The sequence below is a fragment of the Allomuricauda ruestringensis DSM 13258 genome, from assembly GCF_000224085.1.
Classification (GTDB): domain Bacteria; phylum Bacteroidota; class Bacteroidia; order Flavobacteriales; family Flavobacteriaceae; genus Flagellimonas; species Flagellimonas ruestringensis.
Genome location: NC_015945.1, coordinates 3,663,189 through 3,676,296 on the forward strand (window position 1 = coordinate 3,663,189; position 13,108 = coordinate 3,676,296).

Annotated in this window: 8 protein-coding genes and 1 pseudogene; 2 read left to right on the forward strand and 7 right to left on the reverse strand. The window is 43.8% G+C overall.

What is annotated here, in order from left to right; all coding sequences use genetic code 11:
- Positions 1-127 precede the first annotated feature (127 nt).
- From MURRU_RS16490 to MURRU_RS16515, 5 genes and pseudogenes are all read right to left on the reverse strand, one after another.
- Complete coding sequence (locus MURRU_RS16490) at positions 128-1,507, reverse strand: RagB/SusD family nutrient uptake outer membrane protein (protein ID WP_014034621.1); 1,380 nt, start codon at positions 1,505-1,507, stop codon at positions 128-130.
- Positions 1,508-1,524: 17 nt separating this feature from the next.
- Entirely contained in the window at positions 1,525-5,049 is a 3,525-nt protein-coding gene (locus MURRU_RS16495) for a TonB-dependent receptor (protein ID WP_014034622.1), read from the reverse strand.
- A gap of 61 nt (positions 5,050-5,110) precedes the next feature.
- Positions 5,111-6,289, reverse strand: coding sequence for a FecR family protein (locus tag MURRU_RS17505; protein WP_014034623.1), 1,179 nt, complete (start codon positions 6,287-6,289; stop codon positions 5,111-5,113).
- A gap of 149 nt (positions 6,290-6,438) precedes the next feature.
- Positions 6,439-6,993: an RNA polymerase sigma factor gene (locus MURRU_RS16505; protein ID WP_014034624.1), complete on the reverse strand. Its 555-nt coding sequence runs from the start codon at positions 6,991-6,993 to the stop codon at positions 6,439-6,441.
- A gap of 585 nt (positions 6,994-7,578) precedes the next feature.
- Positions 7,579-8,420, reverse strand: a pseudogene (locus MURRU_RS16515) (IS1595 family transposase).
- A gap of 244 nt (positions 8,421-8,664) precedes the next feature.
- Between MURRU_RS16515 and MURRU_RS16520 the strand changes: the two are divergent.
- Together MURRU_RS16520 and MURRU_RS16525 are read left to right on the forward strand one after the other, a co-directional pair.
- Positions 8,665-11,049, forward strand: a complete 2,385-nt coding sequence (locus MURRU_RS16520) for a TonB-dependent receptor (RefSeq protein WP_014034625.1) — start codon at positions 8,665-8,667, stop codon at positions 11,047-11,049.
- Positions 11,050-11,068: 19 nt separating this feature from the next.
- Positions 11,069-12,208 (forward strand): PepSY-associated TM helix domain-containing protein, encoded by a 1,140-nt coding sequence (locus MURRU_RS16525; RefSeq protein ID WP_014034626.1) that lies wholly within the window; start codon positions 11,069-11,071, stop codon positions 12,206-12,208.
- 97 nt (positions 12,209-12,305) lie between these two features.
- On the opposite strand, the gene MURRU_RS18120 is transcribed toward MURRU_RS16525, so the two are convergent.
- Positions 12,306-12,512, reverse strand: a complete 207-nt coding sequence (locus tag MURRU_RS18120) for a GDCCVxC domain-containing (seleno)protein (RefSeq protein WP_014034627.1) — start codon at positions 12,510-12,512, stop codon at positions 12,306-12,308.
- Positions 12,513-12,596: 84 nt separating this feature from the next.
- Positions 12,597-13,019 (reverse strand): cation transporter, encoded by a 423-nt coding sequence (locus MURRU_RS16535; protein ID WP_049789131.1) that lies wholly within the window; start codon positions 13,017-13,019, stop codon positions 12,597-12,599.
- Positions 13,020-13,108 lie beyond the last annotated feature (89 nt).

Sequence of the window (13,108 nt, forward strand, 5' to 3'; positions counted from 1 at the left end):
TTTAATCCATTATTTAAAAACAAGAATCAGATCGATTGGCGCATAGTAATAAGTAGGTAATCCATGGTATGGGGTTCAATCAAACTAACTTAATGAAAACATGCACTTTCTTTCAGATATAACGCTTTTAGTTTTGTACAAAATTTGGATTGATATCCATTTCTCGTTGTGGAATAAAGAAATACGGTCGGGTACTTGTAATGAAGGTTTCGGCATCAGGGACCAGGCCTGTGGCACCAAATCGTTTTAAGTCGGGCCATCTATGGTTTTCAAAGGCCAGCTCCACTCTTCGTTCATGCAACAATTTTTGTTCAAACGTGCCCGGTGTCGACGCATCGATATCCGCAAGACCAGCCCTATTCCTAACTGTATTGATCAAATCATAACTCTCAGGTGTTTCTCCGAGGGCTTCTGCCAACATCAACAATACATCGGCATACCTAAAGACCACAAAATTGGTATCGGAGTCGTTCTCTACGGCCAAATCGGATTGGTACTTTCTGATATGCCTTGCCTCCACGGTTTCCCCTTCCAAATTCACATAGGTAGCCCCCATGGAGACTTCGTACCTCAAATCTCCCTCTTCATAAGCTTCCTGAATGGAAACAGTTGGTCGGTTTCGTCCAAACCCGGAACCAGTTTGCAAATCGGTACTAGGAGAAAAGTCATTGGTAAAAAGACTGCCCTGTCCGATACCCCCACTGATATACTGTACTTCGAAAATCGATTCTGGATTGTTTTCATTGGCAACTCCCCATAAATCGGCATAATCAGGCAATAACTCATACCCATAATCTGCAATGATGCGTCGCAAGACCGTTTCCGCTGCTGTATTATTCCCCAAGGTCAAATGAACCTTGGCCAACAGGCTGGCCGCTGCTCCCTTGGTCGCTTTGCCTACTTCACTTCCTGAATAGGAAACGGGCAGGTTTTCTTCGGCTGTGGCCAAATCTGTCACCAACTGTTCCAAAACGGTAATTTCATCGACCTGCACCAGTGCATCCCCACTGGTATATGGCGTAAGTTGCAATGGGATATTTCCAAAGCCGATGGCCAAATGATAATAAATCAAAGAACGAATGAATAAAGCTTCCCCAGTAATCCTGTTTTGGAGTGGTGCATCCATTTCTATGGAGGGGATACGATCCAAAATTACATTACAATTGGCGATTACCCTATAGGACTCGCTCCAGGCAGAAGTAATCTGTTCGTTGAGTGCATCTTCGGTAAAGGAATTGATCTCGGTATATTGCCGAGCAAGTCCAGTGGCATCTGGGCCCTGGTCAGTATTGTCGCTACGCATCTCGAACATGGTCCAATAACCACGACCATAAACCCCAGTGCTCTGTAGTCCGGCATAGCTGGCATTGATGGCTACCTCGAAGTCTTCGGGGGCATTGTAAAAATCAGCCTCGTTTCTATTGGATATGGGTGCGAGATCGGTAAAGTCTTCACTACATCCGGCAAAAAGAGCCGTACATAGCATGATATATAGAATTCGTTTCATTTTTTCCGTGTTTTAGATTAAAACTTTAGGTTTACACCCATGGTAAATGACTTGGTCAAAGGGAATGCTCCGTAGTCTTCTCCCGGTGTCAAACTATTCGTCGTAATACTACTGACCTCAGGGTTATAACCGAGATAATCGGTAATGGTAAAGAGGTTGGTAGCGGTAACATAAAACCTAAGTTTTTGAATCTTGCTTCCAAAAAACTTTTCGGTCGGCAATGTATAGCCCAAGGTCACATTTCTCAAACGTACATAAGAACCATCCTCTACCTGAAATGAAGAGGGCCGATTATTGTTCCCGTGGTTACCGGACTCCCTGTCCGCTCGTGGAATGGATCCATTGCCGGGATCGGATGAAGATCTCCATCGCTCATTGAATATGGCATAGGAGTTAAAATTGGCCTCTCCATTCTTCATATGCCTAGAAGTTAGGTTCAATATTTCATTTCCTTCTACTCCTTGGACCAAAAAACTAAAGTCGATATTTTTAAAGGTCAATCGGTTATTGATACCCCAAGTAAAATCCGGAAAATAACTTCCGGTCACCGTTCTATCGTCAGGGGTTATCTCCCCATCACCATCAATGTCCTTGAACTTAAAATCGCCCGGTGCTGGATCTGGTGCCTGTGTATCAAAAGGTGCATTATCGATTTCCCCTTGGGATTGATAAATGCCGTCCACCACATAACCATAGTAGCTACCAATGGGGTCACCGACACGGGTAACATGCCTCACACCAGCACTTCCGGAAGAATAGATGGGTTCGTTGCCCTCATTCAAAGCCAGTACCTCATTCGTATTGGCAGCAAAATTAATATCGGTATTCCATGTAAAGTCGCCTACAAAGTTTTTAGTGCTCAAAGCAACTTCAAAACCCCTATTCTGCACTTCTCCAAGATTTCTCAAAGTGGTCTCAAAACCTGAAACCGAGGATATGGCCACATTCAATAGAAGATCTCTTGTTTTGGTATCATAATAATCCGCCAATAGAAAAACCCTATTATTGAACAATCCCAATTCAATACCTACATCAATTTGTTCGGATTTCTCCCAAGTCAGGTTCGGGTTGGGAATGGTGCTTTGCACCAATCCGTTGATCTCATTTCCTCCAAGGTTGTAGTTTTGAGGGGACAATAAACCAACGGCCCCATAGTTAGGAATCTCAAAGTTTCCCGTTTGACCCCAGCTTGCCCTTAGTTTTAATTCAGAAATGGTTTCAGAACCCTTCAGAAACGATTCCTCATTCAACCTCCAACCCATTGAAAAGGATGGGAAGTAGCCCGTTTGGTTGTTTTTGCCAAACCTTGAGGATTTATCGGAACGAAATGTTCCGGTAAATAGGTATTTGTCCTTGTAACTATAATTTACCCTAAAGAGGGAGGACAACAAAGACCACTGTTCTTTTACCGACGTCCCTCCGAAAACCTGACCTCCACTTACCGTTGGTACCAAGTCATCTGGATGGTTATTGGCCAGCACTTGTTTCAAGGTCAAATTATCCTTTTGTGCGGTATATCCCAAAACCGCATCAAAATAATGGTTTCCAAATTCCTTTTTCCAATTAAGGGTATTCTCCCACAACCAGTTGGTTTCCGTAGAGGAAGATGCCTGTCCGTAAGGATTACCGTCTGCTGAATTTCGATATAATAGTGTGTTGGCACGATAAAAGTCTTGGTTGAACAAGTTGATATAGACTCCTCCGAAGGTTTTAAAGCTAAGTTCAGGAAGAATATCATAGGTAAGTCCAAGGGTTCCCCGGGTCTGGAATTGGAAAATTTGATCGTCCACTGCCTCAATTATGGCCAAAGGATTACTTGCTGTGGTAGTTCCACTGCCCAAATAAGATTGGTTGTTCAACTGGTTAATGGTACCATTGGGGTTATAGGGACTCACCGTAGGTGAGTGCACAATTCCGGAATAAACAATACCGGGAGGTGTAGCAAAATAGGGGGATGATGCAGGAACCCTTTGGTTTTCGGTCACTGTTGGTGCCAATCTCAAATCCAAATTTAACTTTTCCGATAGTTGGGAATTCAAATTAAGTAAGACGGAATAACGCTCAAATTTTGCCTTTTCAATAATACCGGTCTGGGAAAAGTATCCCGTGGAAGCATAAAAGCTGGTCTTGTTTTTAACTGGTGAAGCATATGAAAAATTATAGCTTTGGACTACCCCTGTTTTAAATAAAAGATCTTGCCAATCCGTATCGGTTCCATCCCAGCTCAAAAAGGATTCGGGCATCTCATAATTTCCATTGCCTCTTTCCCCTGGGCCTATCGGGTCGTCGATTGAGGCTCCTTCAACCGATTGTAGATATGCATTGTTTCTTGCATCCCTGGTAAAATCGATCAATTCCTCTGCATTCATCAAATCCAGTTTGTTGGCAACGGACTGCATGCTTACATAAGAATCAAACGAATAGACTCCCTCGTCCCCATTCGATCCTTTTTTTGTTGTAATGAGCAACACTCCATTGCCACCACGGGAGCCATAAATAGCAGCGGCACTAGCATCCTTCAATACTTGGATCGATTCAATGTCGTTGGGATTTAAGGTAGCCAAGGGATTGATGGTAGGTGGCTGAAAAGTGGACCGTCTATTGGCAACACCTCCTAGTTGGCTGGAAGAGGTCAGGTTGCGCGAAATGGGTATTCCATCCACAACAAACAAGGGATCATTTCCAGCCGAAATAGACCCTGAACCTCTTACCCTAATATTAGGGGCCGCCCCGGGCTCACCGGAAACTTCTTGAACCTGCACTCCCGATACTTGGCCGATAAGCGCTGCTTCAGGTGTAAGTGCAGGTACTTCTGTAATGGTTTCCGTAGATACGGACACCACGGAACCTGTCACCTTCTTTTTGGCCAAGGTACCGTAGCCAACCACGACCACCTCTTCCAAAGCGGCCGCATCCTCTTCCATGGTCACTGTTACGGAAGTTTGTCCCGACACATTCACTTCTTTTGATCTGTACCCTATGTAGGACACTTGAATGATGGTGGTCCCTATGGGCATGGTAATCTCAAAGTTACCGTCAAAATCCGTGGTAGTTCCTACACTCGTTCCCTTTGCGATAACACTGGCACCGGCAAGGGGAATGCCGGATTCGTCCAACACAAGACCTTTAAGATTGGTTTGAGGTTTTCTACTTTCAACCTTTTGTTGAGGAACCGAATTCTTAAGGGTAGTATTGTTTCTTTTCTTAATGACAATTTGCCTTGCAATAATTTCGAAGGTCAAATCGGTATCTTTAAAGACTTCCTTAAAAAAATCTTCCACACATAGGTTTCCACCAACTATGGAAATTTTTTTGTCAAGGTCAACTTCGGAAGCTTCGAAAAAAAACTTATACCCGGTGGTTTCGGTAATGGTTTCGAAAACATCACCCAATTTGGTGTCATCAAAACTTTTGGCAACCTTATCGTACTGTGCACAGGAAGCTGCACTCACCTGTCCAAACATGAACAGTAGGAAAAAGCAGTACATCAGGTTTTTGCCCAAATTGGGCACCAACGCACGTATTGTTTTGGTTTTTTTCATAATTAAATTTGTAGTTAGTTAGTAATTGTTTTTTGGACTATTGGTTTTCACTTCATAGGCACTATTGTTTATTAGGTTTTTCAATAATTATTAAATCATCTTTTTTCTTGTAACTAAAATGGGTGTGGGCCTGAATTGTCCTTAGGACATGATCAATTTTTTCCTCATCGAACATACCGGTAAACCGTCTTTCATCAAGCTCCTTATAGGTGTTGTCAATTTTGACATTGTATTGGCGTTCCAATCTTTTAATGATATTGTCCATAGCTTCATTTTGAAAGGTCAAAATCCCTTTGGTCCAGGAGATATAGGAGGATACGTCAACATCCTCAACTGTAAATTGCCCCGTTTCCTTCAAACTTGAAGCTTTTTGTGAAGGTTCGAGCATCTGAAGTACCTCATGCCCTTCTTTGAGATGCTTTCCAACACCTACGGAACCTTCTACCAGTACCACTTCATTCCGTTCATCATCTTCATATGCAGAAACATTGAACACCGTCCCATAAACCCGAGTGTACATTTTTGAGGTCTTTACGATAAAGGGGTGGTTCGGGTTTTTGGCAATTTCAAAATAAGCCTCACCACTAAGTGCAACCTCTCTGTTCTCCATTCCTTCAAAACTGGAAGGATATATCAAACTTGAACCGGAGTTGAGCATAACCCTTGACCCATCCTGAAGCGTGATGGTTAGCGTTTTGCCAAAGGGTACCCTTATGGTATTCTTCTTGCTTTTTCCAATGGATTTTTCATCTTTTTGGGTCACCCCTCCTTTCACCAGCCACTTCAAGCTACTTCCATTATGGATTTGTAGGCTTTTATCAGATTCCGGGTCTATTGTAAATACTTTCCCGTTGTCCAATTGCAAGGTAATTTGGTTGGGATCCAGTTGTAGGTCATCAGAAACAGGGTTCAGAGATGCCTGGGTCAATAGAAAAAACAAGGAGGAACCTACCATAATGGTGATGATGGCGGCATATTTCCAAAGTTCTTGTGGTAGATTTAAAGTCCATACTCCCTTATGTTCTTTCTCTTGTATAGCACCTAGGAAATGCTCAAAAGCATCCTCGGTCTCCCACGATTTATCCTCATAATTGACCAGAAAATCAGCTTGCACCAACTTTTTAAATACCTCCTTATTGTTTCCTTTTTGGACCCATTCGTACAAAATGGCCAATTCTTCCTGAGAAGCTTCTTGGTTGATATATCTTGTAATTATCCTTCTAATATCAAGTTTGGTCATCTGAAATATTTTGTCACTTTATTAAGAGACGTGATATTTTTAAAAAACCCTTACAAGAATTTATTTTTTTAACACTTTTATTGAGAAGTAAACAGCAATTCACCTTAGATGTTACATAGAAGAATTGTGAAAGAGATATTGAACGAATTTTAAAGGAAGCTGGTAAGTTGTGCCCTAAGACGTTTCATGGCCCTTGCCATGTGCACTTCAACAGTTTTGATGGATATGTGCAGCTGTTCGGAAATTTCCTTGTATTTCAATCCTTCCTTTTTACTCAGGATAAAAACCCTTTTACATTGTTCGGGGAGATTGTCTATTTCTTTTTCCACCCGTTTAAGTCGTTCCTCAAAAAGGGAACTGTCCACTTCGGCAATTTCCAAATAGGCTTGTTGCCTTAGGCTTTCCAATAATTGGAGCTCCTTCTTCTTTCTACGTTGCGTATCTATGAACACATTATAGGCGATCTTAAAAACGTATCTTTTCAATTTGCCCTTCCCTACTTGGAGTTTGGAGCGATTTTCCCATATTTTTATGAAGGCTTGTTGGGCAATTTCTTCAGACGCCTTGGAATCTCCTGAAATTGCAGTAAGATAATTGCAGAGTTCCTTGTGGTACAACAGGAAAAGGTGGCCGTAAGCTTCTTTGTGGCCTTTTTTTAACTGCTCAACAAGATACGGTTCGTGTTTAAAGCTATTTCGATCCATTTTTTCGCCATTATTTTAAAGGATTTGATATTCGTAAAAGCAATAAACCCTGGTTTGTTCAATACTTTTAAAGACCAAATCCTATCATTCCTAATACAAAGCCGCTACAATTATAAATACTGAGCGAAATCTGTATAAACGAAAAAAGTGCCCTAAGCGGGAAAATTGAACCAAGGAGTTGGATAATTTTCCCAAAAGAAAAGTAATCATTGATTCTTTTACCTTAAAAACCAATAGTAATATTTTCCAAAAAACGTTAACAAATTATAAAAAAATCTTTAAACCCTCCCATTTTTTTATTTTTTCTACACTTATTTCCTAAAAAGTAGAAAGTTTCGATTGATTCCTTGGAGTTCCGAGGAGGGTTTGGTAGTTGCCATCCAATGCTAGGCAACTTTAAAACCTTATTTTTAAAAATATTTTGCATTCCAAATATCATTCAATTGAGGCATAGTAATCAAACAGGCTAACCCTTATACTGTTTTGTACACTGGATAAAGGTGTGTTATTGTCTGTGTTTATTGGTATGTGTATTAAATTGTCAACCAAAGTGGAATTTTTGAATGACTTTATAGAGGTCAGTAGTTAGTTACTTATTAATTGTGGTTGATATATTTTGACCCCTTGGACCATCTTGGTGATAAGGTTGTTGAATATCGTATCCTTGCTTTGGGAACGGTTGATCCGGAAGCAGAATTCATTGAAGTACCTGTTCAGGTTATCACCGCTGACCCAGGAATAGGTCGTCCTTATCCAGGATTTCACTTGGTGGATCATTGTGTGGAGCGTTTTGAAGTTCATTCCCTTTTTGCTCTCTATCTAGGCAATGTCGTAAGCTTTTGCTATGGGCCTGTAGCCCTCCACTTGTCGGTCGTTACCCGTGCTTGTCGACTGATGTGGTTTATGAAGATGTATTGTAGGGACCGTGCGGAAAAATCATCGATCTTCATCGCATACATTCTCTTTACCCTGCCGTCCCGGGTAAGTTGGACGGCCGTCACCGCCTTCTTTTTCCTGCCATCATAGCTCCTTCCCGTTTTTCCCTCGTCCTTTCCCCCAAGGACAAATTCGTCAACGTGCACTTCCCCGTCCATGGGATTGTTGCCGCTTGATGCCATTGCTTCCCTGACCTTGTGCATGAAAAGCCTGGCGGTCTTTTCCGTGACACCGTAGCGCACCGCCACATAACTTGCCGATAGGCTCTTGCTCGTTGTGGCCATCTCGAAACAGATGAAAAACGCCTTTCTGACCCCGAACTTCACTTTATGGAAAAGTGTATCGGCAGTAGCGGATTCTATATGCCCACAGATATTGCACTGCCTGGCGAAGTCCTTGCGGATCTGGCAGGCAGTATGGTTGCAACGGGTGCATTTATATTCACTTTTGGCCTTTATCGATGCCAAATATTGGTGGATTTTCAGTTTAATATGTACTTATATAGATTCTTGTCAACTCACACAACCATTGATAACCGAGACCGTTACCAAAGTTCAAATAAACGATGAATCACCAAACTCAAATCTTACAACAATCTCCAATTTTAAATTCCTGATCAACCAGATTACCACGCAAACCATTTCTTGATTTTTATTTGTATTAAATCTAAATAAGATTTGTTCTCATATAGTTAATGTTTTATTTTCGCTCCTTATTTTAAATAAATCCAAATTAATGAAACTCATAACTCTTGCTACGGCACTACTATTCACCTTTAGCGCATTTTCCCAATCCAATCTAAAGGGGAAAGTTACGGATGAACAAAATCAGCCCCTAATGGGAGCCACAGTCTTTATTCCGGCTTTGCAAATAGGGGCCACGACAGATCTTGATGGCAACTTTGAACTCACCTCCATAGAGGAAGGCACCTGGGAGGTCACCTTCAGGATGTTGGGCTATCGGACACGCGTAGAGAAACTGACCTTTCCACAAAATGGAACCGTCCCGTTCACGGCGGTATTGACCGAAGACCTGAGCAGTCTGGACGAGGTCGTGATATCGGCCAGTAGGAACTCGGAATACCTTTCCGAGATCCCGGCCTCTGTGACCGTGGTGGGAGAGGTCAAACTACAGGAATTCTCCAACTCCACCTCGAACATCAGTGAAATATTGGAGTTTACGGTACCCGGTCTGGCAGTGTCCACAGGAACCTTTTCCAATTGGGGGCAGACCCTGCGGGGACGTTCTCTCTTGGTAATGGTCGATGGGATTCCCCAGTCCACTCCACTACGAAATGGGCAGTTGGGCATAAAATCGATAAGCCCCAATGATATCAGCCGGGTCGAGGTGATCAAAGGAGCCACCTCCATTTTTGGCAATGGGGGCAATGGGGGCTTCATCAACTATATCACCAAAAAACCGAACGCCACCGAAAAAATAGAGGGCTCCACCAATGTTTGGGGCACCTCCAACTTGGCGGCCACCGATGACGCCCTTGGTTTTGGGGTGTACCAATCCCTCAAGGGCAAATTTGATAGGTTCAATTACTACATCAGCGCTAGCTACGAAAAGACCGGCACCAAATATGATGCGGACGGAACCGTGATCTTGCCCACCTATGGTCTGGACAACACAACCATCTACAGTACCCTGGCCAAGTTGGAATACCAGATTTCCGATAACCAAAACATCACTTTGGGCGGTAACCTGTACAAATCCGCCCAGGATACCCCTTTCATACCGGTTCCGGCCGAGTTCGAGGTCTTTAATGAAGAAGGGGATTATTCCCTCAGAGCTGGATATGGGGTCGAGGGTTCTGTAGAGGGACAGGAAGCCACGGGATCCACCTTGGTGAACGGGCAGCTGAAATATAACTTGACCGAAATTTTTTCTGGGACCACCGATTTCACAACAGATCTATATTACCAGAACACGGAAAACATCTTCTTTTATTCCGATAAATTTGAAAATGGCGGTCAATCTGTCATCAATGCCGAGAAATATGGGCTGAGACCCAATTTCAATACAAGCCTCGCTGTCAATTCTATAACGGACATCTCCCTGACCTATGGCCTGGACCTGCTCCGTGACAAGACCAATCAAGGCCTTTTGGACGGCAGGTTATGGGTGCCGAACATCAAAATGTTCAGTTGGGCACCATACCTTCAGTCCACTGCAAAGTTCAATGGGACATGGGTGATGAAGGCCGGTCTTCGTTTCGATGACATGAACTTGGACATTGAGGACTACAATACGCTCCCCTATTCTCCCTTGGGGGATGGCAATTTCAATCCATCGGTGGCCGTAGAGGGTGGTAAGATAGGCTTTGACAACTTGGCCTTCAATGTTGGGCTCCGTTACATCAAACACCAAGAGTTCATTCCCTACGTGAGCTATTCCCAAGGATTCTCCATTGCCGATTTGGGTTCGGTGCTACGGTCCGCGACCGCGGACAATATCAATGACATCCAACTGGAACCAGCGGTGACCAAAAATTATGAGTTCGGCTTCCTGTCCAAGTTTCAAAACTTAAAATTTGAAGCTGTGGGATACTACAGCACCTCCAATTTGGGCACGGGCGTTGTATTCGATGAGAACATCAACTCCTTTGTCCCTTCAAAACAGCCCCAGGATATCTATGGTGGGGAAGTTTCCCTGGATTATTTTTCCATTGACAACAAATGGCAACTGGGCACCTCCTATACCTATGTGGAAGGAGTGACCCACAATACGGGCAATGAAAACAATCTGGTCTATTTGGGAGGTGATGTCATTGCTGCCCCAAAATGGACGGCCTATGTCAATTGGGCTCCATCGGAAAAAGTGGGCACCTCCCTTCGGTTGACCCATTTGGGGGACAGGGACAGGTTTGATCCCTATCTTGATGCCAATGACAATTATACCTATAGGCACACCCAATTTCCCGTGGAAGGCTATACCTTGCTCAATTGGTCCGCGACCTATCGTTTGCAGTCCAATATATCCGTCTCTTTGGCCATCAATAACCTATTGAACGAATATTACCTGCCCGCCAGGTCACAATGGGCAGCGCCCTTGCGCACCTTTACGGGAGCCGGGGAAGGTATCAATACAAAGTTGAGCCTTTTGTACAGTTTCTAAACTAGAGAAAACGGTGCCGATGGGAACATCGGTACCGTTTTCAAATAATTTAGGTACCCTACCGACTACCATGAACAAAACGATACGGAAAATACACCTTTGGTTGGGCCTCACCTGTGGGCTCATCGTTTCATTTTCCGGTCTCAGCGGCTCCCTTTATGTCTGGCAGCCCGAAATATCGGCACTTATCAATCCCGATCTGCTCCAAGTTGAGGATATCGGGGACCTGGACGAAAGGGCCATCATGGAAACCACAGCAAGTTTGTTGGCCACCCATGGGGATAGTATCAACAGTATCTTCCTCCCCTATCGTGAGCAACAGACCATATCTGTTCAATTCAATAATGGAAAAACCTGTTATTACCACCCTGAGACCCATGTCTATCTGGGCGGGAAATCGGTTTCCATCCTCTTTTTTGAAAACCTGTTGGTCCTTCACAGGACCTTGGGCATTCCAACATATGGCAAATATATCGTTAGGACGAGTGCCATCCTGTTCTTCCTGTTCCTGTTGACCTCGGGCATCTATATTTGGACAACATCCTATCGAAACAACTTGAAGGAGGGTTTTACCATAAAATGGAAGGGAAAAAGAAAGAAAGTCAATTTCGACCTTCACAAGGTCTTTGGGGCCTATTTTATGGTACCCTTGCTCATCATGGCTCTCAGTGGTTCCTACTTTACCTATAACTACTACTACAAATCGGCACTTAGCCTATTTGATGACAATCGCGACAGTACGGAAATAAACGTACAACAATCATTTAGGCGCGGGGATTCTTTGCGGCTTGAAGATCATCTGTTAAGCGGAAATGAGGCCTACGCCCTTCGGGCCATCCACTTTCCCAAGGACACAGCGGATCCTTATAGGTTTCGGTACATCAAGGAACGGTTCATAACATCCGGGCTTCGAAAGACCAAAGAAGTGGAACTCGATGCCAAGGGCCGAGTTACAGTGGTGAGTGATTTTAGGACGGACCCCAACAGCAACCGAATGGCAACACAGTTCTACCCTATCCATATAGGAGAAATGGCCGGTACCATCGGCAGGATCTTGGTCTTTGTTTCTGGCTTGGTCCCATTACTGTTGTTCATAACCGGGCTCAACATATACCGGAACAAAAAAAGAAGGAAGACTCGAAAAAAGGACAGGATGTAGGGTCGATGACCTATCCCTGTTTTTTCCCTCTGTTGCCTTGGCCAATCGAGAATGGCAGCGGCTCCATGTTGACCATCCGTACCAAACAGATGAAACATCAGCAGGCACAACTCCCCTGCTGGACCGGGGGGCATGGGACCGAACCGTAACTGCAAAAAACACAACAGTCCCCGGCTTTGGGCCTCAGGAGCATGCCACAGCTTTCACAATAATAAAAAAACTGGCAAGCATTGGTCGGCATTTCTTCTTCCTTTTGGTGGCCACATTCAGAACAGGTAATCTTGGAGCGCAATAAAACTTTCATTCTTCTACCTCGTTTTTATCGATTACGGTATAGCCGGCCGCCATAATGGTCCTTTCTATTTGCGGTATATCGGTCATTGACCCATCAAATTCGATCCACCCAAGTACTGCCACTTTTGTAGGAAGCTGTGGATGTGACGACCCCGGGAAGCTTGTCCACCTCATGTTCGATATGCGCCTCACAGCCCGTACAGGTCATTCCCTCAATGGGTATTGACACGGTCTTGAGATGAACATTCCCGCCACTTGTCATTTGTTTTTCCGCTTTTGGATAGAACAGGTGCACATAGTTGGGAAAGAGCAACATCGTACCTGCAAAAACGGTGACGATGCCCAAAAAGAGCTTACTCTGGACAAACTTTGGTTTTTGCTCTGGTTTGCATTGGCATTGGGCCTCTTTTCCCCGTCTTAGTTTTTGGAACCAGGCAAGACCAAGGACCAATACGGTGGTACCGATCAAAAAAGGGTGTATGGGTTCGAGCCATGTAATCGTCGTGGCAGAAACCACATCCGATTTATAAATATTTAAAAATCAATGTTTTGACACCTTAATCTTAAAGGCATTCCCGTTTAGAACACGGAAAGCAAAAAAAACTT

Coding starts and splice junctions, on each gene's coding strand:
- MURRU_RS16520 (WP_014034625.1), top strand. CDS start 8,665: ATGAAACTCATAACTCTTGCTACGGCACTACTATTCACCTTTAGCGCA.
- MURRU_RS16525 (WP_014034626.1), top strand. CDS start 11,069: ATGGGAACATCGGTACCGTTTTCAAATAATTTAGGTACCCTACCGACT.
- MURRU_RS18120 (WP_014034627.1), bottom strand. CDS start 12,512: ATGAAAGTTTTATTGCGCTCCAAGATTACCTGTTCTGAATGTGGCCAC.
- MURRU_RS17505 (WP_014034623.1), bottom strand. CDS start 6,289: ATGACCAAACTTGATATTAGAAGGATAATTACAAGATATATCAACCAA.
- MURRU_RS16490 (WP_014034621.1), bottom strand. CDS start 1,507: ATGAAACGAATTCTATATATCATGCTATGTACGGCTCTTTTTGCCGGA.
- MURRU_RS16505 (WP_014034624.1), bottom strand. CDS start 6,993: ATGGATCGAAATAGCTTTAAACACGAACCGTATCTTGTTGAGCAGTTA.
- MURRU_RS16495 (WP_014034622.1), bottom strand. CDS start 5,049: ATGAAAAAAACCAAAACAATACGTGCGTTGGTGCCCAATTTGGGCAAA.